At 71.5% G+C, this 25,217-nt stretch carries 23 protein-coding genes and 1 pseudogene; 7 read left to right on the top strand and 17 right to left on the bottom strand.

The window, feature by feature from the left end; all coding sequences use genetic code 11:
- Positions 1–125 precede the first annotated feature (125 nt).
- Positions 126–1,907, top strand: coding sequence for a malto-oligosyltrehalose trehalohydrolase (gene treZ, locus E0500_RS21045; protein ID WP_131563654.1), 1,782 nt, complete (start codon positions 126–128; stop codon positions 1,905–1,907).
- 42 nt (positions 1,908–1,949) lie between these two features.
- Here the strand turns inward: treZ and E0500_RS21040 are convergent, their stop codons facing one another.
- The 7 genes from E0500_RS21040 to E0500_RS43965 all read right to left on the bottom strand — a co-directional run bounded on the left by E0500_RS21040 (position 1,950) and on the right by E0500_RS43965 (position 8,911).
- Positions 1,950–2,615, bottom strand: a complete 666-nt coding sequence (locus E0500_RS21040; protein WP_181587079.1) for an aminoglycoside phosphotransferase family protein — start codon at positions 2,613–2,615, stop codon at positions 1,950–1,952.
- Positions 2,616–2,964: 349 nt separating this feature from the next.
- Positions 2,965–4,101, bottom strand: a complete 1,137-nt coding sequence (locus tag E0500_RS21035) for an aminopeptidase P family protein (protein WP_131563656.1) — start codon at positions 4,099–4,101, stop codon at positions 2,965–2,967.
- Between the two features lie 107 nt (positions 4,102–4,208).
- Positions 4,209–4,829: a LysE family translocator gene (locus tag E0500_RS21030; protein WP_131563657.1), complete on the bottom strand. Its 621-nt coding sequence runs from the start codon at positions 4,827–4,829 to the stop codon at positions 4,209–4,211.
- Between the two features lie 70 nt (positions 4,830–4,899).
- Complete coding sequence (locus E0500_RS21025) at positions 4,900–5,529, bottom strand: PDZ domain-containing protein (protein ID WP_399119592.1); 630 nt, start codon at positions 5,527–5,529, stop codon at positions 4,900–4,902.
- A gap of 304 nt (positions 5,530–5,833) precedes the next feature.
- Positions 5,834–8,044 (bottom strand): germacradienol/geosmin synthase Cyc2, encoded by a 2,211-nt coding sequence (cyc2, locus tag E0500_RS21020; RefSeq protein WP_131563659.1) that lies wholly within the window; start codon positions 8,042–8,044, stop codon positions 5,834–5,836.
- Positions 8,045–8,211: 167 nt separating this feature from the next.
- Complete coding sequence (locus E0500_RS43970) at positions 8,212–8,577, bottom strand: transposase (protein WP_309505236.1); 366 nt, start codon at positions 8,575–8,577, stop codon at positions 8,212–8,214.
- A gap of 52 nt (positions 8,578–8,629) precedes the next feature.
- Positions 8,630–8,911, bottom strand: coding sequence for a hypothetical protein (locus tag E0500_RS43965; RefSeq protein ID WP_258572881.1), 282 nt, complete (start codon positions 8,909–8,911; stop codon positions 8,630–8,632).
- Positions 8,912–9,036: 125 nt separating this feature from the next.
- Between E0500_RS43965 and E0500_RS21010 the strand changes: the two genes are divergently transcribed.
- On the top strand, positions 9,037–9,819 hold the full coding sequence (locus E0500_RS21010; protein WP_131563660.1) for an alpha/beta fold hydrolase: 783 nt from the start codon (positions 9,037–9,039) through the stop codon (positions 9,817–9,819).
- Between the two features lie 55 nt (positions 9,820–9,874).
- Here the strand turns inward: E0500_RS21010 and E0500_RS21005 are convergent, their stop codons facing one another.
- From E0500_RS21005 to E0500_RS20995, 3 genes are all read right to left on the bottom strand, one after another.
- A complete protein-coding gene (locus E0500_RS21005; RefSeq protein ID WP_131563661.1) occupies positions 9,875–11,008 on the bottom strand; it encodes a damage-control phosphatase ARMT1 family protein in 1,134 nt (377 codons plus the stop codon).
- Entirely contained in the window at positions 11,001–11,576 is a 576-nt protein-coding gene (locus E0500_RS21000) for a hypothetical protein (RefSeq protein WP_131563662.1), read from the bottom strand. Before E0500_RS21000 ends, E0500_RS21005 begins: the two co-directional genes overlap by 8 nt.
- 182 nt (positions 11,577–11,758) lie before the next feature.
- The gene (locus E0500_RS20995; protein WP_399120229.1) at positions 11,759–13,501 is read right to left on the bottom strand and encodes a S8 family peptidase; all 1,743 of its coding nucleotides are present in this window, start codon (positions 13,499–13,501) and stop codon (positions 11,759–11,761) included.
- Between the two features lie 503 nt (positions 13,502–14,004).
- Here E0500_RS20995 and E0500_RS20990 point away from each other — a divergent pair.
- The gene (locus tag E0500_RS20990; protein WP_131563664.1) at positions 14,005–14,988 is read left to right on the top strand and encodes a lytic polysaccharide monooxygenase; all 984 of its coding nucleotides are present in this window, start codon (positions 14,005–14,007) and stop codon (positions 14,986–14,988) included.
- A 66-nt stretch (positions 14,989–15,054) separates the two neighbouring features.
- On the opposite strand, the gene E0500_RS20985 is transcribed toward E0500_RS20990, so the two are convergent.
- Positions 15,055–15,711, bottom strand: a complete 657-nt coding sequence (locus tag E0500_RS20985) for a Tat pathway signal sequence domain protein (RefSeq protein ID WP_131563665.1) — start codon at positions 15,709–15,711, stop codon at positions 15,055–15,057.
- A gap of 506 nt (positions 15,712–16,217) precedes the next feature.
- On the opposite strand from E0500_RS20985, the gene E0500_RS20980 reads away from it, so the two are divergent.
- Together E0500_RS20980 and E0500_RS20975 are read left to right on the top strand one after the other, a co-directional pair.
- On the top strand, positions 16,218–16,871 hold the full coding sequence (locus tag E0500_RS20980) for a DUF6230 family protein (protein WP_131563666.1): 654 nt from the start codon (positions 16,218–16,220) through the stop codon (positions 16,869–16,871).
- Complete coding sequence (locus tag E0500_RS20975; protein ID WP_131563667.1) at positions 16,868–17,272, top strand: DUF6114 domain-containing protein; 405 nt, start codon at positions 16,868–16,870, stop codon at positions 17,270–17,272. The genes E0500_RS20980 and E0500_RS20975 overlap by 4 nt, the downstream gene beginning before the upstream one ends.
- 31 nt (positions 17,273–17,303) lie before the next feature.
- On the opposite strand, the gene E0500_RS20970 is transcribed toward E0500_RS20975, so the two are convergent.
- Positions 17,304–17,669 (bottom strand): hypothetical protein, encoded by a 366-nt coding sequence (locus E0500_RS20970; protein WP_258572880.1) that lies wholly within the window; start codon positions 17,667–17,669, stop codon positions 17,304–17,306.
- Positions 17,670–17,896: 227 nt separating this feature from the next.
- Here E0500_RS20970 and E0500_RS20965 point away from each other — a divergent pair, with 227 nt between their 5' ends.
- Positions 17,897–19,141 (top strand): cytochrome P450, encoded by a 1,245-nt coding sequence (locus tag E0500_RS20965; RefSeq protein ID WP_131563668.1) that lies wholly within the window; start codon positions 17,897–17,899, stop codon positions 19,139–19,141.
- 86 nt (positions 19,142–19,227) lie between these two features.
- On the opposite strand, the gene E0500_RS20960 is transcribed toward E0500_RS20965, so the two are convergent.
- From E0500_RS20960 to E0500_RS20940, 5 genes and pseudogenes are all read right to left on the bottom strand, one after another.
- Positions 19,228–20,544, bottom strand: coding sequence for a cytochrome P450 (locus E0500_RS20960; protein ID WP_131563676.1), 1,317 nt, complete (start codon positions 20,542–20,544; stop codon positions 19,228–19,230).
- Positions 20,545–20,600: 56 nt separating this feature from the next.
- Positions 20,601–21,212: an ATP/GTP-binding protein gene (locus E0500_RS20955; protein WP_131563669.1), complete on the bottom strand. Its 612-nt coding sequence runs from the start codon at positions 21,210–21,212 to the stop codon at positions 20,601–20,603.
- Entirely contained in the window at positions 21,190–21,552 is a 363-nt protein-coding gene (locus E0500_RS20950) for a DUF742 domain-containing protein (RefSeq protein ID WP_131563670.1), read from the bottom strand. The genes E0500_RS20955 and E0500_RS20950 overlap by 23 nt, the downstream gene beginning before the upstream one ends.
- The gene (locus tag E0500_RS20945) at positions 21,549–21,962 is read right to left on the bottom strand and encodes a roadblock/LC7 domain-containing protein (RefSeq protein WP_131563671.1); all 414 of its coding nucleotides are present in this window, start codon (positions 21,960–21,962) and stop codon (positions 21,549–21,551) included. Before E0500_RS20945 ends, E0500_RS20950 begins: the two co-directional genes overlap by 4 nt.
- Before the next feature lie 374 nt (positions 21,963–22,336).
- Positions 22,337–23,641: pseudogene (locus tag E0500_RS20940) on the bottom strand (ATP-binding protein); the annotation flags it as partial.
- A 344-nt stretch (positions 23,642–23,985) separates the two neighbouring features.
- On the opposite strand from E0500_RS20940, the gene E0500_RS20935 reads away from it, so the two are divergent.
- Positions 23,986–24,942, top strand: a complete 957-nt coding sequence (locus E0500_RS20935) for a helix-turn-helix domain-containing protein (protein ID WP_131571468.1) — start codon at positions 23,986–23,988, stop codon at positions 24,940–24,942.
- Positions 24,943–25,217: the final 275 nt, after the last annotated feature.

Raw genomic sequence — 25,217 nt, 5'->3', positions numbered from 1 at the left:
CCACCGGCAACTGGGTTGTCCCAAGGGGCAAATGGGCCGATTCGAAAGCGAAGTGATCGTGCGTGGCGCACCATGGACGGGCTACCTCACGATCAGCCGACGCGTCGACAAAGGAGCAGCCGTCCATGCAGTTCGAGGTGTGGGCACCGCAGGCCGACCGCGTGACGCTTCATTGCGCGGACTCCACGCGCGCGTTGACACGCGATCCCGAGCGAACGGGATGGTGGACGGGCGAGGCGGACGCGACGGACGGGACACGGTACGGGTTCGCGCTCGACGACGGCCCCGTGCTGCCCGATCCGCGCTCGCGCCGCCAGCCGGACGGGCCGGACGGCACCAGCGCGGTGGTCGACCACGAGCGGTACGCGTGGCGGGTGCCGTGGGCGGGGCGCGCCCTGCCGGGTGCGGTGCTGTACGAGCTGCACGTGGGCACGTACACCCGCGAGGGCACCCTGGACGCGGCGGCGGAGCGGCTCGGGCACCTCGCCGAACTGGGCGTCACGCACGTGCAGTTGATGCCCGTGTGCCCGTTCCCCGGAGTGCACGGCTGGGGGTACGAGGGTGTCTCGCTGTGGGCCGTGCACGAGCCGTACGGCGGGCCCGAGGCGCTGAAGCGCTTTGTCGACCGGGCGCACGAGCTGGGTCTGGGGGTCGTTCTTGACGTCGTGCACAACCACCTGGGCCCGTCCGGCAACCACCTGCCCGCGTTCGGCCCCTACTTCACCGACACGCACCACACGCCCTGGGGCGCCGCCGTGAACCTGGACGCGCCGGGCTCGGACGAGGTGCGCGCGTATCTGGCCGGCAGCGCGCTGGCGTGGCTGCGGGACTACCGGCTGGACGGGCTGCGTCTGGACGCGGTGCACGCGCTGAAGGACACGCGCGCCCGGCACTTCCTGGAGGAACTGTCGACGGCGGTGGACGCGCTCGCCGCCGAACTGAACAGGCCGCTGTTCCTGATCGCCGAGTCCGACCTGAACGACCCGCGGGTCATCACCGCGCGCGCAGAGGGCGGGCTCGGGGTGCACGCGCAGTGGAACGACGACTTCCACCACGCGCTGCACACCACGCTCACGGGTGAGGCCCAGGGGTACTACGCGGACTTCGCCCGCGCCCCCTTCGCCGCCCTGGCGAAGACGCTCACGGGCGGTTTCTTCCACGACGGCACGTACTCGACGTTCCGGGCCCGCCGACACGGCCGCCCGCTGGACCGTACGCGCCTCGCGGCGCACCGGCTGCTCGGCTACACCCAGACCCACGACCAGGTCGGCAACCGCGCCCAGGGCGACCGTCTGGCTGCCGCGCTGTTGCCGGAGTCCCCCGGGCTGCTGGCCTGCGCCGCCGCCCTGGTCCTCACCGCGCCCTTCACCCCGATGCTGTTCATGGGCGAGGAGTGGGCGGCGGGCACGCCCTGGCAGTTCTTCACCGACCACACGGACCCGGAGCTCGCCGAGGCCGTACGCCAGGGCAGGCGCCGTGAGTTCGCGGCGCACGGCTGGGCCGGGGAGGCCACGCCCCGGCCGGGGTACATCGACAACATTCCCGACCCGCAGGACCCGGCGACCCGCGACCGTTCCTGTCTCGACTGGTCCGAGCCGGACAGGGAGCCCCACGCGCGCGTGCTCGCCTGGTACCGGGAACTCATCGCGCTGCGCCACGCCCAGCCCGACCTCACGGACCCCGACCTCGCGGACACCAAGGTCGCCCACGACGAGGACGCCCGCTGGTTCGCGTTCCGCCGCGGTGACGTCCGGGTGGCGGTCAACCTCGGCGGGGAGACTGCGGCGATCCCGCTCGGCGTGCGCCACGCGCGCGTGCTGGCCGCGTGGGAGCCGGTTCGGGCGCCGGGGGCGGACGGGGTGTTGAGCGTGCCGGGCGAGTCGTGTGTGGTGCTGACACAGGACTGAGGCCGGCGCCACTTGCGAACGTCACTTGCGAAGCCCCAGGGGCTACAACGCCTCGTCCGGCCCGTCCCGCAGCTCCGTGACCCGCTCCAGCAGGATCGCCTCCCATGCCCTCCGCAACTGCTTCCGCAGCAGCGGGAGAGGCCCGGCGTCGCGGCCCCGGACCTTCTCGGAGAGGCGGAGCACCGTGTCGCAGCGGGCCAGCCACAGGCCACGCAGACAGGGACGGGCGCCATACCCGGCGAGTGTGGCGGCGCGCACCGCGGCCGGGGCTCCGACGGCGTGGGCGAGGCCGGCGATGTCCTCGGCGGGGTCGCCGACCACCGCGCCGGTCCAGTCGAGGACGCCGCGCACCCGGCCGTCGGCGCTCACCACGAGGTGCTCGCCGTGGAGGGCGTGGTGGACGAGGACGGGGAGGGCGCGGTGAGCTGGGCGGCGGCGGGCGGGGTGAGCTGGGCGAGCCGCGTGGGGTCGAACTCGTCGGCCTGGGCGAGGTTTTCGGCGGCCCGTGCGGCGGCCCTGCGCATCGCTTCCAGGGAGCGCGGCGCGACACGCGGGACGCCGAGCGCCTCGGCCTGCCGGGCGGGAACCTCGCGCAGGCCGGCGAGGAGCCCGGCCAGGTCGTCCTCGCCGACGGCCGAGACGTCGTGGTCCTCGGCGGTGCCACCGGGCAACCGCGTGTCGAGCGTGTAGGCCAGGCCGGCCGCCCACTCGCCGTGGGCGACACTCACCGGGACGGCGACCCCGAGGTGCGGGCGGACCAGGTCACGCAGCCGTAGCTCGCGCCGCTGCCGTACGGCGCGGTCGCGGTCCTGGGCGAGCCGCAGCACATGGCGGGTGCCGACCCACCAGGTGGAGTGCTCGCCGCCCTCGGCGACGGGCCGCACGTCGGGTCCGCCACCGCCCGGCAACAGGGAACGGGCCAGTCGGCGGACGGTGTCCGCGGTGGGGGGCGGTGCCTGGGTCATGGGTCGCGCCGTCGTCATCCGGAGGGGGTCGGGGCTCCTGGCTGCTCGTTCGGTACGGCATGCCCGGCGGGAGACCGGGCACGCCGTACGCGTCATTCGACTATCGCCATCTCGCGCTCCGTGGTGTTGAGGCGGCGCCCGCCGTCCTCGGTCACCGTCACGATGTCCTCGATGCGCACCCCGAAGCGGCCCGGCAGATAGATCCCCGGCTCGACGGAGAAGCACATGCCGGGCACCAGGGGCCGCTCCTCGCCCTCGACCATGTAGGGCGGCTCGTGCGTCGTGACGCCAATGCCGTGGCCGGTGCGGTGGATGAAGTACTCGCCGTACCCGGCCTCCACGATCACGGCGCGGGCCGCCCGGTCGACGTCCTGGCAGGCGGCGCCCGGCCGGACCGCCCGGACGCCCTCCTCCTGGGCCGCGCGCACGATGTCGTGCACCCTGCGCTCCTCGGCGTCCGGCTCGCCGACGTGGACGGTGCGGGAGGTGTCGGAGCCGTAGCCGTGCTTCAGGCCGCCGAAGTCGAGGACCACCATGTCGCCGCGCTCGATGACGCGGTCGCCCGCCTCGTGGTGGGGGTTGGCGCCGTTCGGGCCGGAGGCGACGATCGTGAAGTCGACCTGGGAGTGTCCGAACTGCCGCAGCAGGCCGGCGAGATCGGCGGCGACCTCGGTCTCCCGCCGTCCGGCGAAGCGAACCTCTCGGATCTCCTCGTACGCCGCGTCCGCGGCCGCGCCGGCGGCTGCCAGCCGCTGGAGTTCCGCCGCGTCCTTGACGGCCCGCAGCATCGGCAGGGCCTCGGTGAGGGACACGTAGGCCGTGTCCGGCAGCCGGTTCTGCAGGCCGAGCAGGTGCATGGCCCAGGCGTTGTCGCTGACACCGAAGCGACCACCGAAGCGGCCGGTGCGTCCGGCGCGGCCGAGGAGATCCGCTGCGGCCTCGTAGGGGTCCGTGCCGTCGGTCCAGTCGCGCAGGGCCAGCATCGGCGCCGCCTTCGCCGCGTCCGGCGCCTCCAGGGCCGGAACGACCAGCGCGGGGTCCTCGCCGGGCCGCAGGACCAGCAGGGTCAGCCGCTCCGTCTCCGGCGGCCGGTACCCCGTCAGCCACACCAGGTCGGGTCCGGGCGCGATCAGGATGCCGTCGAGACCGGCGTCGCCTGCGGCCCGTGCCGCGCGTCGCATGCGGGCCGTGTAGTCGTCGGCGGTGAAGGGCTCGGGCGTGCCGGTCATCGTTTCCTCCGTGCGTCGGTTCCTCCGTGCGTCCGGAGTTTCCCAGGGTCCACGGGCAGCATCCTGCCCCTCCCCCGCGGCGTGCGCGAGCCGATTGCGGCGTGGCGTCAGCTCTCCAGTGCCAGCCGCGCCCCGAGCAGCAGCAGAACGCCTCCGGAGACCTGCTCCAGACGCCGGCGCACACCGGTGCGGGACAGCACGGCCCTCATGCGGCCCACGAACCACACGTACACGCTGTAGTAGCCCGTCTCGTAGACCGCCCAGAGCGCCGCAAGCCCGATCATGGTGGGCAGGTGCGCTGCACCCTCGGGCACGAACTGCGGCAGGAAAACCATCCCGAAGATCGCCGCCTTGGGGTTGGCGAGGTTGAGCAGCAGCCCACCCCGGTACGAGGCCCAGTCGCTCTTCTCGGTGCCCGCATACTCGGCCTCCGCCTGCCCGTCGGCACGGCGCGCCTGGCGCAGCGTCTGGATGCCGAAGACGACGAGGACGACCGCGCCGACGATACGCATGACGTCGTACGCGAGCTCCGACGCGGCGAGCAGCGCGGTCAGGCCGCATGCGGCGACGACACCCCATATGAAGACGCCCGTCTCGTTGCCGAGCACTGTGAGGAATCCGGAGCGTCTGCTGCGCAGCGACTGTTTGATGATCAGCACGGTGCTGGGGCCGGGCGAGGCGGCGATCAGCGTGCAGGCGCCGAGGAAGGCGAGAAGCGTGGTCAGCATGGGGCTCATCGTGCCCCAGCCTGCCGATCGTGAGGGAGGCGGGCCGGACGGGGACCCTCCGGCGTGAGTGTCAGGTGACGACCCCGGGGACCGTGGTCAGCAGTTGCCGGGTGCCGTCCGTGTGCCGCACCGTGAGCCTGACCGGTCTGCCGGGGTCCGCGGACGCGACGGCCCGTGCGAGGTCGGCGGCTCGTGCGACGCGGGTACCGCCGAAGGCCAGCAGGATGTCGCCGCGGACGAGGCCCGCGGTGGCGGCGGGGCCGGGGACATGGACGCCCACGACGAGCGCGCCCGCGCCCCTGGAGGAGTCGACGACCTCGGCACCCAGAGTGGCCCGCAGGGCGGTGCTCATGGCCGTGGGAGCTGAACCACCCTGCTGTGCGACGGACGTGGGGGCGTCGGACAGCAGCGTGGAGCCTCCCGGCTGCGGCTGTGCGCCCGGCCGCCCGCCGGACTCACCGGGCGCGCCCTCCTGCTGTCGCAGCTCCGCCAGCTTGCTCATGCCGATGACGGTGGCGCCGACGGTGCCGAGTCCGACCCCGGTCAGGACCAGGGCCGTGGCGGCGAGCAGGGCGAGAAGCGCGGTGGTGAGCCGTTTCCCGCGGCGGGGCGCGGCGTGCGGGCGCCGGGCGGGGCCAGACGGGGCGGACGGGCCGCCACCGCCCGGCTCCTGGCCGGGCATGGGCTTCGGTCGCAACACGGTCTCTTCCATCAGTCGATCGCCTCCGGGAGTCGGTCTACCCGGCGCACGACGGTGCGACGATCCACGAAAGAGTGAGACTGGTGCGGAGGGCGGACCTCAGCCCGTGTGGCCGTCGTGACGGCCGTGCCCGGTGCCGTGGTCGAACTTCAAGGCAACTGGTTCCCCGGGGCGTGGAACACGTCCTTGCGGCCACGCTCGTTGGCGAGAGGGGAATGCACGTGTCCAGCCCGAAATGGAACGGTGAACTCCTGTTGCCGGTGACGACTCGGCGGTCATTGGGGGATCGGCGGTTCATCGGCGGTCAGAGGGGCACCGGCTGCGGCCCCCACGTGAACGGCAGCGCCGGCGTCCGGTCCGGCAGGAAGCCGTGGGCGCGGCGGGCGAGGAACTCGGCGTCGTAACGGCGGACGGTGCGGTGCCAGTTGAGGATGCCGGACAGCCAGTTCTGCAGCTCGGCCACATAGCCCTCCATGGTCGCGCGGGCCTCGTCCGGGAGGTCGAAGTCCTCGTAGACCACAGGCAGTTCGTTCTTCGCTACGTGCTCGAACTGCTGCATGCGCTGGGTCATCAGATCGTGGACGACACCGAGGGCGGTCGGGTAGTCGCAGCCGAAGAAGGTCTGCACGACGAGGATGCTGTTGTGGACCTCGCCCTCGTACTCGATCTCCTTCTGGTACGAGAAGCAGTCGTTCAGGAGGCACGCGTAGTCCATGGCCGCGGTCTCCAGCGACCGGACCGGGCCGCTGCGGTACACCTCCGGCGGGACGGCGGGCCCGTGGCCCATGCGGCACAGACGGAGCGTGAGGTCCGAGCCAAAGGTGGCGCGGCGCATCTCCAGGTAGTCGACCGGGTCCGGGACGCGGTTCTGGATCTGGTTGGCCAGCTCCCACAGCCAGCTCTCGGTCATCACGTCCACCGCGGCCTTCATGTCGCGGCGGGCATCCAGGGTCATCTCGGCCGTGGTGCGCCGCCAGAGGTCGACGAGGCCGCGCTCCATGCCGTTCGTGGGCACGAGGGGCGGCGCGCCGTCCAGGGGCATGCAGGCCGAGAGGCGCTCGGTGCACAGCTTGGCCGCGGCGAGGTCGCGGCGGGCGCCGAACACGAGCGGGTAGTAGTCGTCGGCGTACGTCCCCCAGGCCAGCCACTGGGCGCTGAGGTCGAGCGCCTCCGGGCTGCCGTCCGGGTCCAGGCCCGCGGAACACAACGCCAGGTCGTAGGCGGCGAGTTTGTCCTCGTCCCAGACGCCCTCGCTCAGCATGCCCATGTGGTGCATCCAGGGCACGAGTCGCTGCCGGGCCCCGTCCAGGTCGGGATTGAGGCGGGCCTGGAACGGCATGTAGAAGTCGGGCAGCAGGGACGGGCCGACCTTCTGGAACGGCACGTGGGCGTGGGCGCGCAGCCGCTGCGCCGCGGCCTCGGCGAGCAGCGTGCCCATGTCGGAGGCGGACGTGCCGAACCCTGCCCGGCGGATGAGGGCGGGGCCCGAGAGCACCGCGCCGCCGAGGTCCAGTGGCCCGCGCGTCACGCTGTCGTTCATGTACCGGCTGGAGCGCATGTGCCATTCGTGGCCGCCCGACTGCCAGTCCTGCAGACCCTTCGTGTACGCGGCGACGGCGGCGGCCTCCTGCGGTGTGAGCCCCTTCTCCAGGGCCAGCGCGGGGACTTCGGTGAGCGCCGTGTGCTCGAACTGGTGGAGCCGTGAGGTGAGGACGTCGTTGACGGTCTCGGCCGCTTCCTGGGTCGTACAGCCGAAGAAGGTCTCCAGGACGAGGACGCCGTTGCTGAGCTCGCCCTCGTCCTCGACCTCCCGCTGGTAGGAGAACAGGTCGTTGCGCAGGTGGACGGCGTCGGAGAACGTCTCCATCAGCACCCTGAGCGGCCTCGACTCCGCGACGGGCGCGGGCACTTCGGCGGTCGCGTACTCCACGAGGCCCGCCGACCAGGGGGCGCCGCCGACCTTGCGGCGCATCTCGATGTACTCGACGGGGTTGGCGATCCGCCCCTCGTTGATGTTGGACAGCTCCCACAGCGACTCGTTCAGCAGGTGCTCGGTGGCGACCGCGAAGCGCCTGCGCCAGTCCGCCGACATCGACGGCACCGTGCGCATCCACAGGTCCGCGAGGCCCGCCTCGACGGGATTCTCCGGCTCGGGTACGGGCGTCGCGAGGTCCAGGGGCATGAAGAGCGGAAGCCGGTCCAGGTAGGCCTTGCCGCCGGCGCGGTCCTGGCTGCGCTTGAAGGTCTCCAGGAAGTGGTCGTCGAAGAAGAACACCCACACGTACCAGTCGGTGATGAGCGAGAGCGCCGGGCCGTCGCAGTCGGGGTGCGTGTACGCGCACAACAGCCCGTAGTCGTGCGCCTCCAGGTCGGACTGTTCCCAGATGCCGGAGCCCTCCAGCATGCCCATGTCCCGTGCCCACGCTGTCGAGTGGGCGCGGGCCTCGTCGAGGTGCGGGTTCAGCCGCGCGGGGTACGGCATGTAGAAGTGAGGGAGTACGAAGGGCTGCGTCATGGCCGGGCCCTACCCGTGCCGTCCAGCGTGTATCCGCGAGGCGGCGCATGATCACACCATCGCGTCACCTCCTCGGCCGTGAACGGCCAAGCTTGTATGCTCAGCTGTTCACACCTTGTCGCGCTCCCGACTGCCCCCTACGACAAGACGGTCACGGGTCGCATCTCCTACCGCGCGGCTAGGCCGGTGGTGGGACGGGCATGGTGACAAATGCCCACGCCGAGCGTGCACGGTCGCGCACGTTGACCCCGGCGACAACGTCGGCGGGGCGTGGGGGCACCTCCCGCTCGAGCGAAGTCGAGAGTGGGGGAGAGCCCGCACCGACGACAGCGGAAATGGTCCCGAGTGGGCCGGTTGGCCTTCTCGGTGTGGCCGCAGCGCGGACAGCGCTGCGAGGTGTAAGCCGCATCCACCTCAAGGAACGGCACCCCGGCTTTGCGGGCCTTGTAGGCGAGGTGCTGGCCGAGTTGGTCGAACGGCCAGGAGGAGAGCACGCCCCGCTGGTCGCCACGTAGCCGTACCCGCTCGCGGATCCCGTCGAGTTGCTCTACGGCGACACCACGACCGGTGCTCCCCCACGCTCGGCTACGCTCGCGCGGGAGGTACCCCCATGGCGACGGACACGATCTCCTTGCTGATGCAGTGGTTCACATTGGTGGCATGGCGGCGTTCCTTCTGTGCGCGGCGGGCAAGGCGGCGGGTGGCCGAGCGGGTCTGCTTGGCCTGGAGTTCGGCGCGCTTGCGGGCCTGCCAGCGCCGGTAGCGGCTCAGGCGGCGGCCCTGGTGGTTGACACCATCGGAGTCGGCGGGCGCAGGCGCTCGGCTACGGCGTTTCCGTAACGAGCAGAACACCGCCCTCGCAGCCATCGTCTGCGGCAGCGGATCACCACACTCCCGGCAGTGCCGCCGAGCCGTCCCGTCAGCCCCCACACCCCGGACAGAACACCCTCCGTACTCTTGCCGAGCCGTTGCCACCCGGTCACCGTGGTCGCATGACCTCCTTCCTGCTGCCCCACGAGGTGCACGGCGACGGCACCCACAAGGTGTTCGCCGTGCACGGCTGGTTCGCCGACCGGTCCGCGTACGCGGCCGTGCTGCCCGATCTCGACCGTGCCTCGTTCCAGTACACGCTGGTGGACTTACGCGGGTACGGCCGGGCGAAGAACGCGGTCGGCGCGTTCACGACCGCCGAGGCCGCGGCCGATCTGGTCGTGCTGGCCGACCGGCTCGGCTGGGAACGGTTCTCCGTGCTGGGCCACTCGATGGGTGGCGCGGTGGCCCAGCGGCTGCTGGCCGTCGCCCCGCACCGGCTGCGCCGGGTCGTCGGCGTCTCCCCGGTCCCCGCCTCGGGGCTGGCCCTCCCCCCGGACCAGTGGCAGCTGTTCGCGGACGCCGCCGACAAGCCGGAGAACCGCCGCGGCATCATCGACGTCACCACCGGCGGCCGTCGCCCCGGCGCCTGGCTTGACCGGATGGTCGACCGGTCCCTCACATGCAGCGATGCCAAGGCCTTCCGCGCCTGGCTCGACTCCTGGGCGGGCGAGGACTTCCACAGCCAGGTGGAGGGTGCGGGGGTCCCGGCACTCGCCGTGACGGGAGGTCTGGACCCGGCCCTGTCGGCCGAGCTGATGCGTCAGACGTGGATGCGCTGGTATGCGCGCGGCGAGCTGTTCGAACTGCCGTGGGCCGGGCACTACGCGATGGACGAGGCCCCCCTCGACCTCGTCCGCGCCGTGGAGGACTTCCTGCGCGCCGACCCGGACTCCCCACGATGAGCACGCCGGGCACGCCCGCCCGTCCCCGGCATCACCGGCCTCCAGGGCCGTACCCTCAGGGCCTCACCTGGATCAGCGCGTGCGCGCCGCTCGTCCGCCATCCCTGTCCCTCCGCGGCGACGAGGGCCGGCTCCGTGCGCGCGTCGAGCCCGGCGATCACATCCGACTTGAGGGTGCGCAGGGCCGCCACCGGGCCGGGGAAGTACGCCGTCGGCGTCGTGAACGGGGTGGTCGGCGGCCACAGGCGGTCGCCCACGAGACGACGGTAGTTGAGGTCACCCTTCATGATCGTGAGGTCCGCAGCCGCGAACTCCGCGCGGAGATCGTCCGGCATGTCCGCGTACGGCAGCGGGCCGCACGAGAAGAGGTGCGCGCGGAGGGTGAGGCGTCCGTCGCCCAGGGCGGACCACAGGCTCCGGCCGACGGGCGCTTCGGCGGCCACCAGGTGGCGTACCGCGTCGACGACGTCGGCGGTCGTGGCGTCCGAGACGTAGTACGGGTACGGCTTGAGGTGCAGTACGGCCCGCTCGACGCGGTCGTGCCGGAGGAGACGGTCGGCGAGGAGCAGGTCGGGGATGAGTTCGCGGCCGGCGTTGTCGGCGACGACGACCAGCGTGCCCCCGGTCAGCAGCGGCCACAGCGACTCGCTGTCATCCGCGACGAGTTCGGGGGTGGCGGACTTCTCGTCGCCCGCCTGGATGCGGAAGCCGAGGTCCGCCCGGTTGCCCCACAGCGAGCCGTGGAGCAGGGCCTGGAGCTGCTCCTCGACGGGCAGGCCGTCCAGCCGGTCGAGCGCGGCGATCTCCTCGGCGGCCTGTGGGGTGTCGAGCTCGGCGAGCTTGAACGGGCGGAACGGATCGACGCCCTGCCAGGGGCCGGGGCCGAAGTAGCCGACGGCCTGCAGCAGCCTGCGGTAGAAGTAGCTCTCCGACCACAGGAACGGCACCTCGAACCAGGAGCGCCCTGCGTACTCGTCCACGCCCCACGCCGCCCACCAGGCGTCACCGTCCAGGGGCTCGATCACGCCGTCGACCGCGCTCTTCAGCAGCGCGTCCAGCGCCCGGTGCTGTTCGGGGCCGTACGGGAAGGCGTCCCGTACCTTGCGGATCAACGCGGGGTGGCGTTCGGCCAGCACGCTGTGCGGAAAGGAGGCCGGATCGGCGCTGTGGATGACAGGGGCGTCAGGCATGGTCGGGGGCTCCTCCCTGGCGGACCGGGATACCGGGTGGCAGGGTCACGTCCTTGGCCCGCACATCGAGCCGCGTGCCGTAACCGGCCTCGGTCCACACGTACTTCTGATACTGCTCGGGGGTCAGGACCCCCTGCCAGGGGGTGCCGTCAGCGTAGAACACCGACGCACAGCCGGAGCAGTAGGACGCCGAGCGCGACAGCTCCTCGGCGCGCGCCCGACCCGCCGCCACGACGCGGCGCTCCCGTGCCTCCCCGCGGATCACGACGACCGTGCCGATGAGCAGCAGCACCGCCAGCAGCGAACCGCCGATCGTGTAGAGCGGTTTGTCGTCCTGCACTCCGCTGTACGCGAGGCCGGCGCACACGCCGGTCATCAGCGCGCCCTCGACGAAGTGCAGCCAGGAGTCGCCGCGGGACGCCACGCCCGGCCCGCTCGCCAGCCGGTCGGACAGGCCGTCGTGCACGGACGCCGGGTCGGCGCAGGTCTCCTGGACGGTACGGATCTCGGCTCCACCGCAGCCGGGACAGTTCGCTCGGGCGGGCTCTTCGGCCCCCACACTCTCCATGCGCCCTACGCTAACGGCCGGCCGGTGCCCGCTCGCATCGGCCGGCCGCTTCGCGTGGGGGGCGGTCGGAAAGCTCCTGGTCAGAGGGTCCTGCCGGTCAGCGAGACCCGGGGTGGACCAGTCGGCTCAGAAGATCTGGCACAGAAGATCCGACTCAGAAGATCTGGCACAGAAGATCTGGCTCAGAAGGTCAGCTTCCAGCTGTTGAGGGTGCCGGTGTCCAGCGTGGCCGTGTCCTGGACGCGCAGCTTCCAGGTGCCGTTCGCGGTCTCGCTGGAGGCGTTGACCGTGTAGGTGGTGATGACGTTGTCCGCGGAGTCCGTACCGCTGGCGGACTTCAGGCGGTACGTCGAGCCGTCCGGGGCGACGAGGTCGATCACCAGGTCACCGCGGTAGGTGTGGGTGATGTCGACGCCGACCTGGAGGGCCGAGGGCGCGTTGCCGGTGAGGCCGCTGACGGTGATCGGGGACTCGACGGCCGGGCCGTTGTCCGGGATGGCGAGAGCGGAGGTGCTGGTGAAGGTGGTGCCCCCGGTGGACCCACCGCTCACCGCCTGGACCGTCTTGGCCGCGTCGGCGAGGCCGGCGCCGCAGCCGCCCGAGCAGGTGCCCGGCAGAGCACGCGCGTTGGTCTTGATCGCGGACTCGATCTGGGCCGGGGTCAGCGAGGAGTTCGCCGACTTCATCAGCGCGGCGAGGCCCGCGATGTGCGGGGCGGCCATGCTGGTGCCCTGGTAGTACGCGTACGTCTCGGAGGCCGGGCCCTGCGTGCCGGTGTTCAGCGTGGACAGGATGCCGTTGGCCGTGCCGGTGCTGGTGTCGCCACCGGGGGCCGCGATGTCGACGACCGAGCCGTAGTTGGAGTAGTAGGCCTTGGAGCCGGAACGGCCGAGCGCGGCCACCGAGATGACGTTGCTGCAGCTCGCCGGCGAGTAGTTGGCCGCGTTGGCGTTGCTGTTGCCCGCCGCGACGACGACCGTGGTGCCGCGGTTCACGGCCGCGTTGATGGCGCTCTGGGTCGCGGAGGTGCAGGAACCGCCCCCACCGAGGCTCATGTTGATGACCTTGGCGACGTTGGTGTTGGCGGGGACCCCGGAGACCGAGCCGCCGGACGCCCAGGTGATGGCGTCGATGATGTCGGAGTCGTAGCCGCCGCACCTGCCGAGGACGCGCAGCGGGGAGATCTTCGCGTTGTACGCGATGCCGGCGACGCCCTTGTTGTTGTTCGTCACGGCGGCGATGGTGCCCGCGACATGGGTGCCGTGCCAGGAGGAGGTGGTGGCCCCCCAGCCGCTGCCGCACTCTCCGGCGTTGGTCCAGTCCCCCGGGTCGGCCGGGTTGCTGTCACGTCCGTTGCCGTCGCCCGCGACCGCGGTGTCGGCGATGAAGTCGTAGCCGCCGACCACGTTCGCGGCGAGGTCGGAGTGGGCGACGTAACCGGTGTCGATGACGGCGACGGTCACCCCGCTGCCCGTGGCGATGTCCCAGGCGCCCGGCACCCGCATGCCCGCGGTGGACTCGAAGAGGTCCCACTGCTTGGCGTACTCGGTGTCGTTCGGGGTGGCCAGCGGCTTGTTGAGGCGGTCCGGTACGACGTACGCGACCTGCGGGTCGGCCCGGTACTCGGCGATGACGCCGGAGACGTCCTTCGTGCTGAGGTCGTCCCCGAGGTCGACGAGGGCGGCACCGGAGCCGAGACGGCGCTGGAAACCGAGGTTCTCCCCGGCCTCCTTGCCCTTGGCCTGGGCGTCGGCGTCGGCGGCCTTGTCGGACTTGGCCTCGGCGGCGCCCGGCTTGTAGCCGACGATGAGGCGCTCGGCGGGGACGGAGGGCGCTGCCTCGGCGGGCCCGGCGAGGGCGGAGGCCGTGTCGGCGGCGGGGGCCGTTGTCCCGGCGGGCGTCTGGGCGGCGACGGTGGTGGTCATGCCGGCCACCAGGGCCGCGGAGACCGCCGCGACGGATATCAGCTTCCGTCTCACGGGACGGGAGGAGGAGATACGCAAGGGCTTGCCTTTCTTGGCCGGCTCCGGGCAGTTGCGGAGCGGCGGGGAGTCGCTTCGTCGTCGAAGCGGCAGGGAGGGGGACGAGAAAGGTGCGGCGCTGGGGGCCGGCCTGGCGCGAGCCGACCTTCGGGGTTACTTGTGGGTCGGCTGTGGCTGGAACGATAGGCATCGCCCAGGTCAGGTGAATACGGGGAAAACCCTCGACCGGACAGGGAACTCACCCTCGCTGCCTGCCACTTGGGCCGGTTGGGTCCCCTTTGGTGCGGGTTCCGGCGCCCTGGCCGCGGGCCGGTGCGCGCCGGTGCGCGCCGCCCGCGACCGGCGTTGAACGGACACGTCCGGTGGCTCGTACGAGTCGGTGCACCGTGCCTTCGGCAGACGGGCCGGTGCACCGCTCCCGTCGACGGCCGAGGAGGGTCCACCGGATGGACCGGACACATCGGATTCGCACGAACTCCCCGCACCACCCCACCGCTAGGGGGCTTCTGACGGATCTCCGCGGCGCCGCGCTCACGGCCGCTCTCACCGTCACAGCCCCACTGCTGCTCATGACATGGGCCGCCGCTCCGGCCGGGGCGCACGGCGCGCCGACGGACCCGGTGAGCCGTGTGTCGGCGTGCTCGCCGGAGGGCGGGCAGCGGGCGAGGTCCGCCGCGTGCGAGGCGGCCGTGGCCGCCAACGGGGCGCCGTTCACGGCCTGGGACAACCTCCGGGTGGCGGGCGTGAACGGCCGTGACCGGCAGCTGATCCCGGACGGGAAGCTGTGCAGCGGGGGCCTGCCCGCCTACAAGGGCCTCGACCTGGCCCGCGCGGACTGGCCCTCGACCCGCCTCTCCCCCGGCGCGAAGCTGGACCTCCGCTACCGCTCGACGATCCCGCACACCGGGACCTTCAAGCTGTACCTGACGAAGCCCGGGTACGACCCCGGCAAGCCGCTCACCTGGTCCGACCTGCCCGCGAAGCCGTTCGCCGAGATCACGGACCCGCCGCTGACGGAGGGTTCGTACCGCTTCTCGGCGAAGCTGCCGTACGACCGGTCCGGGCACCATGTGCTGTACACGATCTGGCAGAACACCAGCACGGTGGACACGTACTACTCGTGCTCGGACGTGGATTTCCCGAAAGCCGGGAGTGGGGACTCCGCCGAGGGCGGCAAGGACGCGACGAGCGCCACCGGCGCCGCGGAGGCCGGCGACGCCGCGGACGGGCGGGAGGAGGGCGCGGGTTCCGTGACCGGGACGGAGGACGGCGCGGGTTCCGCGGACGGGACGGATGCTCCGGGCAGCCCGGTGACGTCCGCGACGCGCGAATCGCGCCCGTCGACGTCGCTGATCGCGGGAGGCGGCGCCGCGGCGCTGGTGCTCGCCGCGGGCGCCGCCCTCGTGTCACGCCGGCTCAGGGGGCGGTGACCCTATCCGGGGATCCGACCGGAAGACGTGACCGGAAGGTCTGATCCGAAGCCCTTGTCCGGAGACTCAGTTGACGAAGACCGTGGCGCCGCCCTGGGCGGTGTCGGTGACCGGCGCGTACTTAGCCGTGAAGTAGCCGGTGCTGAAGCACAGGGACGAGCCCGAGGTCCTCGTGAAGGGCTGAGCGGTGAAGTTGATGCTGTTGTCGCCGTTGCCCGACGTTCCGGCGATGCTGGGCGCCTGGTAGACGCAGTTGATGCTGCCCAGCAGGGTCCGCAGGACGACGGTGGTCTGGATGACCGAGCCGGCGGCCGGGGTGACGGTGACGGCGCCCGCCGAGGAAACGGCGGCCGTGTAGGGCAGGTTGTTGACCGTGACGCTGGTGACGCCGAGGACGCCGGTGACGTTGCTGGTGCAGCTGCCGAAGGTGTGCTCCTTGACCGACTCGGTGGCCGTGCCGGGCGCCGCCGGGTTGTCCGTGACATCGGCCTTGAACGTCGACGCGGCGCAGGAGACACCGCTCGTCCCGGTGGCGCTGGAGTAGAAGTTGGCGGTCGTGCCGGAGGCGAGCGAGGCGCTGAGCTCGTCGCCGACCGCGACCGCGTTACCGCCCGCGCTGCCGGTGGTCAGGACGGTGCCGGCGGCGGAGGCGGGGGTGACACCGGCCGCCAGCACGAGGGCGGTGGCGGTGCCGGCGAGGGCCATGAGGGACTTCGTACGCATGGGGGTGCCTCTTCTCGGAATGAGGGCTGCGGGTGGGTGCGCGCGAAAGACGGCGGCGCGATGTGGCTCACCGCCGGACGACGGGACACGGCCCAAGAGGGGGGAAGGAGACCGTGTCGGCGTTATGGAGGGGGGTGATCCGGCGCCACGGATCCGGGGGAAACCAGGGAGAGTTCTAGACCTCCAGGAGAGCCAACGTCAAGGCGCAGCAAGGAAGTTGATGGAACGTCACTTCAGTACTGCTGACTCCGGCGCCAAGATCGCTCACATCAAAGGGTGTTGAACGCAGGACGAAAAGCCCGAGGTGAGAGCGTTCCCCCTCTTCACAGGTAGGGCACAACCAACATCCTTTTGCCACAACTCCCTTGACCCTTGAATGTAACCACGGGTAACTTCCTGGTCGGCTACTGCGGCGTAGCAATCAAGCGCCGCAACCGCTGTCCGCGCCAGGACAACGTGCCGTTTGATTTCCCGCCTATCGCGTTGACAGTGCCCAGGGAGCAGACATGGCCTCACCCGCGGACGCCACGGCGTCCAACGACTCCACCCCCGTCAGACCGGAGAGGCGCGGGCGGGTCCGCATGCGCCGCGCCGCCGTGATGGCGGTGCCGGCCACGGCGCTCACCGCGGCTCTGATGATCCTCACCGCCGAGGGCGCCCTCGGGGTCCAGTTCGCCATCTCCGGCATGCCGTTCGTGGTCACCGCCGACAAACTCGAAGGCAAGGGCTTCGCGCAGTACGGCTCGCTGGACGAGATGATCCCAGACAGCCCCAACCAGGGCGACACCGGCGGCCAGGTCCTCGTCGTCACCTCGGTCGTGAAGAACGGCAAGCTGAACAACCTCTGCCAGAGCGTCGACCTCGGCGGCATCAAGCTCGTCCTCACCGCCGGCGGCGGGTCCACGCCCGTGAGCGTGAAGAACCTCGCCATCGACTCCGACGAGATCAAGGGCGACGCCGCGTTCAACAACATCGAGATCGGACGCGACTCCAGCACCTTCGACAAGGTCGACCAGAAGGGCCCCAAGGGCGTCTACGGCCAGCAGGCGGAGAAGGTCGTCATCACCGACCTGTACCAGCACAACTACGCCGCCACCGCCGCCGTCTTCAAGCTGCCCGACCTGCGCATGTGGTTCGGCGACAAGGGCTGCCCCCAGTGAACCGCTTCCACGAGTGGAGGGGGCAGCGGCCCTTCGCGGGCGGGCTGCTGCTCGCCCTGGGCGGCACCGAGATCCTGGTGACCATGAAGGCACCCCTCCCGGTCATCCTGCACATCGGCATGCAGGGGCTCGCCGGGTACCTGATACCCGGCGTGATGATCGTCTGCGGGCTGCTGATCATGTTCAACCCGGCGCAACGGCTGTTCTACTCGATCATCGGTGTGCTGCTCTCGGTCGGCACCTGGCTCACCTCCAACATCGGAGGGTTCCTCATCGGGCTGGTGCTCGGCGTGACCGGCAGCGTGCTGGCCTTCGGCTGGCTCCCGGACCAGGAACCCCGCAAGAAGCGGCACCTGCTGCGCCGTCACCGCGACCAGGCGTCCCCCGCCGCCACCCCGTAGAACCGGTCTCAGGTCCGGCCGGAGCGGGAGTTCAGAGCGCGGGCCGGGCCGTGAGGGCCGCCGACAGCGCGGCGTGGAGGTGGGCCGGGTCCGTGCACTCGCGGCCGTACGCCACGGGGACGTGCCAGTACAGGCCGGGGCCCTTCGTGCGGCGCGGGGGCGGGACGGCCACGTGGCTGCCGTGGCCCAGCACCTGGACCTCCGGGAGCCGCCAGTCGGCCGCCTCACCGGGCGGGACCAGCCAGTACAGGATGTCGCCGTAGCCGTCCCTGATGACCGCGCCGGTCTCGTCGCCGAGGACACCGAGCGCCCGGACACCCGGCGCGAACGGCACACGCACCGCGTCCCACCAGCAGCCGGCGGCCAGGGTACGCACCTCGGCGCCATGGGTGGACATCCATCGCGGGACCCTGCGGACTGTCATCACGTCACCGGCCTTACTGAGGGTTCTTCGACCGTAACGAGCACGTCGGGCCGTCGGCTTGTCGCGGCGCGCACGGGAGTTGTCGGCGCGCGCACGGAAGTTCCCTCCGTGCGCAGCGCTCACAGATGCTCTCCTCGGCGAAACTACTGTGGCGTAGGGTGACGGGCCGTACGGATGGTTCGACTGCCCGGGAGGCCCCCATGGGACACCCAACCCCCTTACTGATAGACGCGACCGGCCGTGACATCCACGGCGAAGCCGCCCGGATACGCGCGAGGGGCCCGCTCACCCGCGTCGAGCTCCCCGGCGAGGTCGAGGCATGGGCGGTCAGCAGCCCCGACCTGCTGAAGCGGCTGCTCACCGATCCGAGGGTGTCCAAGGACGCGCGACAGCACTGGCCCCGGTTCATCGACGGCCGTATCACCCCGGACTGGCCGCTGTTCACCTGGGTCGCCGTGCACAACATGTTCACCGCGTACGGCGGCGACCACAAACGCCTGCGCACCCTCGTGTCCAAGGCCTTCACCGCACGCCGCACGGCCGCGCTCAAGCCCCGTATCGAGGCGATCACCAGGGAACTCCTCGACGACATCGAGAAGGCCGGGACCGGCTCCGAACCCGTCGATCTGCGCGAGGCGTTGTGCTACCCGCTGCCGATCCGGGTGATCAGCGAACTGTTCGGCCTGCCCGCGGAGAACAGCGCAGAGCTGCGGAAACTGGTGGAACGCATCTTCGACACCTCCGGCGAGCCGGGCGAGATGACCGCCGCCTACGAGCGGCTGTACGCCGTGCTGGGCGAACTCGTCGCCGCCAAACGGCAGTCACCCGGCGACGACCTCACCACCGGACTGATCACGGCCCGCGACGAGCAGGGCGACACCCGGCTCAGCGAGCAGGAGCTGCTGGACACGCTGGTGCTGATGGTCAACGCGGGGTACGAGACCACGGTCAACCTCCTCGACAACGCGATCCACTCCCTGCTCACCCACCCCGAGCAGCTCGCGCACGTACGGTCGGGCCGGGCCTCCTGGGACGACGTGGTGGAGGAGACGCTGCGCCGCGACGCCCCCGTCGCCAGCCTGCCGCTGCGGTACGCCGTGGAGGACATCGCCCTCGGTGAACTCGGCGGCCCCGAGGAGACGGTGATCCGCAAGGGCGAACCGATCCTGGCCGCCTACGCCGCCGCCGGTCGCCACCCCGAACTGCACGGCGCGGACGCGGACGCCTTCGACGTCACCCGGGCCGACAAGGAGCACCTGGCCTTCGGGTACGGCGTCCACCACTGCCTGGGCGCACCGCTGGGCCGCATGGAGGCCATGGTCGCCCTGCCCGCCCTGTTCGAGCGATTCCCCTCCCTCGAACTCGCCGCAGACAACGAGGAGTTGGGCCACGTGGAGTCCTTCATCTCCAACGGTCACCGCCGCCTGCCGGTACGTCTCGGCTGACGGCACCAGGGCCTGTTCCGAGCTCCTCGTCGTCCGCGCGGTGCGCAGGCGGGGAACTCGGAACGGGCCCCGGCCGTACGGGAGGGTCACTCCCCGCGCCACCACGCCAGCAGTCGGGCCCAGCCGCTCTTCGGGCGGCCGGGCTCGGCCGTGGGGAGTGCGTACTGCGCGCTCGGGCTGTACGGGCCCGCCGCCGGTCCGCTCCGGGGTGCCGGCGCCGCGTCCGCGGCCGGTGTGGTGACGGCGGTCGGCGGGAACGTCACCGGCAGTGCGGCGAGCGCCCGGTGGAAGGGGCCGGGACGCCACTCCAGCTCATCGACCGGCACGGCCAGTTCGATGTCCGGCAGACGGTCGAGGAGCTTCTCCACCGCCACCGCAGCGATCAGCCGGGCCTCGCTCTGCGCCGGGCACTTGTGCGGGCCGGCGCTCCAGGCCAGGTGGGCGCGGTTGCCCGCCCGCTGATCGGAGGACAGGGCGGGGTCGGTGTTGGCGGCGGCGAGGCTGACGACGAGGGGATCGCCCGCCCTGAGCAGCGTGCCCTCGTACATGACGTCGTGCCTCGGGTAGTGCACCGCGTAGTTGGCCATCGGCGGATCGGTCCACAGCACCTCGTCGAGGGCGTCCTCCACCGGCATGCTGCCTCCGGAGAGGCTGCCCGCGAACCGGTCGTCGGACAGCAGCAGCCGCAGACCGTTGGCGATCAGGTTCTGCTGCGGCTCGGTGCCCGCGCCCATGAGCACGACGAGGCTGTGCACCATCTCGTCGACCGCGAGTTCCGCCGGATGCGCCAGCAGCCAGGACGTCACGTCATGGCCGGGCCTGGCCCGCTTCAGCTCGACCAGTTCGATGAGGGTGGTCGTCAGCAGCTCGTTGGCCTTCTCGGCGTCCACCCCGTCGAAGATCCCCGACATGCCCTCGACCAGCCGGACCCCGTAGTCCGCCGGGCACCCGAAGAGGTGGTTGAAGACGAGCAGCGGCAGGACCTGCGCATACTCGCCGAGCAGGTCCGCCTCCCCCGTCGGCGCGAACCGGTCGATGAGCGTGTCGGCGCTGCGCTCCACATAGCCGCGCAGCGTGTTCGGGTCGACGCGGGCCAGGCTGTCGGTAATGGCGCCGCGCAGCCGCCGGTGCTCCTCGTCGTCGGTGAACAGGGCGTTGGGCCGGTACATCATCATCGGCACGACCGGGCTGTCCATGGGGACGGTGCCGTCGGCGAGGTCGTTCCAGCGACGCGGGTCCTTGGCGAAGGTCTCCGGGGTGCGCAGGACGTGCAGGGCGGCGGCGTACGACGTGACGAGCCTGGCCCGCACACCGGGCGCGAGCTCGACGGGCGCGGTCGGCCCCTTCTTCCGCAGCCGGTCGTAGACGGCGCCGGGATCGGAGGCGAACTCGGGGCCGTACATGGGCTCGTGGGCCGGGCAGCCCGAGGGCGGAACGGGCGGTACGGGTGGGACGGAGGTCACGCGTGCTCCAGTTTGCCGGTGCGGCCGATCAGATACTCGACGAGGGCGATCAGCGCCCGCGTGGACGACTCCTGCTCACGGGCGTCGCAGCGGACGAGCGGGGTCTCCGGCAGCAGGTCGAGGGCCTCGCGCACCTCGTCCAGCTCGAACACGGGCGCGCCGTCGAAGTGGTTGACGGCGACCGCGTACGGCAGCCCCAGATCCTCCAGGACGCCCATGACCTCGAAGGACTGGTCGAGCCGCCGGGTGTCGGCGAGGACGAGCGCACCGAGGGCGCCCCGGGTCATGTCCTGCCACAGCTCGGCGAAGCGCTGCTGGCCGGGCGTGCCGAACATGTACAGCACGAGGCGGTCGCTGAGGGTGAGCCGGCCGAAGTCGAGCGCGACGGTGGTGGTCGTCTTGTCGCGCGTACCGGCCAGGTCGTCGACCACGGCACCCGCCCGGGTCATGACCTCCTCGGTGCGCAGCGGCCGGATCTCGGAGAGCGAACCGACGAACGTGGTCTTGCCGACCGCGAAGTGACCGACGACCAGCAGCTTGACCGCGGTCTTCACGGTGGGAAGCAGATAGACGTCGGACGTGGCGTCAGAGGCGGGCGCGGAGCCCATCGAGGACCTCCTCCAGGATGCGGATGTCGAACGCCGGGTTCGCCGGAACGTACGGAGCACGGGTGACGAGATGGCCGCTGTCCATGAGGTCGGCGACCAGCACCTTGGTGACGCTGACCGGCAGCGCCAGGTGCCCGGCCACCTCGGCGATCGACAGTGCGCCGGGCCGGCACAGCTCCACCACCCGGCGCTTCTCCGGACTGAGACCGGTCAACGGCAGGTCTTCCCCGGTGACCACCATCGTGACCAGGTCCAGGGTGTTGCGGGTCGGGAAGGCGCGGCCGTCCGTGACGACGTACGACCTCACCAGTCGCTCCGGAGGGCGGCGCCGGGAGGTCATGCCGGGCTGCCGGTGTCCAGCCGGGCCGGGCTCGTCAGCTGCTGGCCGAGCCGGTCGACCAGCTTGTGCATGCGGTACGTCACGGCTTCCATGTCCACGTGCTCGCTGGTGGAGACCGCGAGGTAGGTGCCCTCACCGGCGGCTATGAGGAAGACGAAGCCGTGCCCGAACTCGATGAGCGTCTGCCGCCACGGAGTGTCCGGGGTTCCGCAGAACTCGGCCGTGCTCCGGCTGATGGACTGCAACCCGGCGAGCCCCGCCGCGAACCGCTCGGCGTTGTCCTGGTCGATCTGGGCGGAGTGGGCGCGCAGCATGCCGTCGGCGGAGAGCAGGATCGCGTGTCGCGCCTCGGGCACCTTCAGCACGTCGTCGAGCATCCAGCCCAGTTCGTTCGTCGTGGGCTCGATCATGCGTGGGGGGTCCCTTCATCGTGGTTGCGCGTCGCCTGCGTGGCTTCTTGCGGGGCGGGGTCGTCTCGTACGGCGCCGGAGTCGCGGTTCCGCTCCGGCTCGGGTTCCTTGCCGAGGACTTCCCACACGGGCTCGTACCGCGGGGTTTCCGGCGCGGATTCCGGAGCGGAGGCACGGCGTATGGCTTCGAGAGCGGCCTCGAACCGGTCCGTCTCCCCGGCGGCGGCGTCGCCCGCGGCTTTCGGCGCGTCCTCCGTGGGTGCGGTGCTCTCACTCCGTGCGCCGTCACGCACGGGCTCGTAGGCCGCCGTCTCCGGGGCGGGCGGTACGGGCTCCTCCGACGCTTCCCGGCGCTCGGCCTCGCCGACCGTCCGCTCTCCCCGCTCCCCCGCCTCGCGGCCGAAGCGGGTGCCGCGGGCGAAGGCGCCCATGATGCGGGCGTTCTCCTCGGGCGAGCGGGTGGGGGCGTCCTCCGTCGAGGCGGAGGCGGACGGGGCCGGGGGTGGGGCTGTGGCGGCCTTCGACGGGGTGCGACGGCGCCGCTTCGGCAGACCGCCCACCGTCGTGCCCTCCTGCTCCGTCCGGTGCGAGGCGAATTCGGTCACGGACTCCGGCTCGGGCTCGGGCTCGGGTGCGGGGGTACGGCGCGCGGGCGTCTCAACGACCACGGGCTTCGGGGCCGGGGTGTCCGCGTGGGTGAGCAGGCCCGACGGGACGAACACCACGGCGCGGACACCGCCGTACGGCGACCGTGTGTCCACGGAGACGCTGAAGCCGTAGCGCCGGGCGAGCACACCGATGACGGAGAAGCCGAACTGGGGCGGGTCGTCGAGGCGGGTCACGTCCACCGAGAGCCGCCCGCTCAGCAACTCGCCCGCGCGCTCGACCGCCTGCCCGTCCATGCCGACGCCGGCGTCGTCGATGACCACGCACGCGCCGTTGTGCACGGCCTGGACATTGACCTCGACGTGGGTGCCCGGCTGCGAGTGGCGGGCGGCGTTGTCGAGGAGCTCGGCGACGGCGAGGACGACGGGCTCCACCGCGCGGCTCTCGACGGCGAGGTCGACCTGGCCGGTGACGCGGACGCGCCGGTAGTCGCGGATACGGGACGTCGCACCGCGGACGACCTCGACCAGCGGTGAGGTCGCGCGCTGGCGCCCCGGCCAGGAGCCGCACAGCACGGCGATGGCCTGGGCGCGGCGGCCGAACTGGGCGTTGGTGTGGTCGATCTCCATCAGGTCGCGCAGCACGTCGGGGCGGTCGTGCCGCTCCTGCATCTCGGAGATGGACACCTGCTGCTCGTTGGCGAGGGCCTGGATGGAACGCATCGACGCCTTCAGCGCGGCCTTCGCGGACTGGTCGGCGCGTGCCTGCGCGTGCTCCACGGCGCCGGAGAAGCGGGCCAGGATCTCGTCGAGACCCTTCGCGAACTCCGTGTCGGCCAGCCGGGCGTCGAGGGGGCCGGGGACGGGCTGGTGCGAGGAGTCCGCGAGGGCGGGGAGGCGGACCAGGACCATATGGCGCAGTTCCTCGTCGCGTGCGCGCAGTCCGTCCGCGAGGACCACGCTGCGTCCGCGCTGCCGACGGGTGATCCCGTGCTGACGCAGCAGAAGCACGGCAGTGGCCAGCAACAGCGCGGCCAGGCCCCAGGTCACCGCCTCCGGCATGGGCTCGGTCATGAGGTCACAAGTCCTTACGTCACGTGCATAATTCGCCACGTCCTCACGTCGCCTCGGGCGCGCATGAGTGGGCGGAGCGCCTGATGGTAGTTCCATGACGGCGCGCCCACTTTCCCTCACACGCAGGGAAGTTGCCGTGGGGCGCACGGCTGGTGCGCGCGGCGCGGGAGGGTGCGCGGCACGCAACTCCGGCATATGCCCTGGCTGATGGTCGCCCATGGCAACTGGTGGCCCACTAGGGTTTCCCGCAGTAACAGCCGGTGTACGCGAACGGAAAGCGTCGCCCGGCCGTACAGAAGAGCATGTACGACACGGTCGGGACCCGTCACCGCGAAGGAGATTCGTTGCCCGCGGGAAGCTACACCGTCGAGTCGCAGACCACTTCGGATGTGGAACCGCACGAACGCGCCGACTTCTGGAGCGAGCACATCGGGGCGTACCACTCCCGGATGGGCTTCAGATACACCCGGCCCGACAGCTTCCACGGCGAGACGATCCGCCAGCTCACCGGGGCCTACCAGCTCGTCAGGTACTCCTCGGACGAGGTGGAGTACAGCCGGACCCCGCGTCAGGTGCGGCACGATCCCGACGAGGACTACCGTCTGCTGCTCCCCGTGCGGGGGGAGATCGTGCTGCGGCAGGACGGCCAGGAGGCCCGGCTCACCCCGGGGACGGGTGCGCTGGTCACGTTCGGGGCGCCGTTCCTGTGCCACCAGGGCGCGGACATCGAGGCGTTCATCCTCACCGTCCCGGCCTGTGAGGTGGACGGCCCGCTGAACCGGAAGTCACCGGTGGCGACGGGCTTCGACCTGACCCGCGGTCTGGGCCGGATCGTGCACTCGATGCTGAACGACCTGCACGAGGAGCGCGACCACCTCACCGACCCTCAGTTCAACGCCGTCTCCGACCGCATCGTCGAACTGGTCTGCATGCTCACCGTCGGCGACGACCGCCCCGACGCACCCGGTCACCTGGGCGAGGTCGAGGCCATGGTCCGCCGCTATGTGCGCGAGCACGCCTCCGACGCGGGCCTCACGGGTACGTCGATGGCGCATGCCCTGGGCTGGTCGCTGCGCCAGATACAGCTCGCCCTGCAGCGCGCGGGCACCACGCCCCGCGATCTGATCCGCGAGGAGCGTCTGCGGCTGGTCCGTGACCGCCTTCAGTGCGCGGAGTGCGAGCACATGACGATCACGGACCTGGCCCACGCCTCGGGCTTCTCCTCGGCCAGCACGCTGAGCACGGCGTTCCGGCAGCGGTACGGCGTGAGCCCGCGTGAGATGCGGTACCGGTCCCGCTGACGCGGAACCACCTCCGGGCCGGCTCCCGCCGAGCTGCCCCGCCCTCGCCCCGAAGGATTCCGCTTTCCCGGATCCGGAACGCAGGTCAACCGGCCCCGGACGCCACCGGCCCGATCACACGCATGAGCCACACGTCCGCCGATCCACCAGGCAGCCAGCCCGGGAACCCGGTGAACCGTCGCATGTCCGGTCCGGACAACCGGCGTTACGTTGTACACCGATATTCGGACACCCGGCGCCACGGAGAAGCGCACATCGAACTCCGTGCCCTTACC

This window comes from Streptomyces sp. KM273126, assembly GCF_004337435.2.
GTDB lineage: Bacteria > Actinomycetota > Actinomycetes > Streptomycetales > Streptomycetaceae > Streptomyces > Streptomyces acidicola.
Note: the sequence above shows the minus strand (reverse complement) of the source record. Positions and strands in the feature narration are given on the sequence as shown.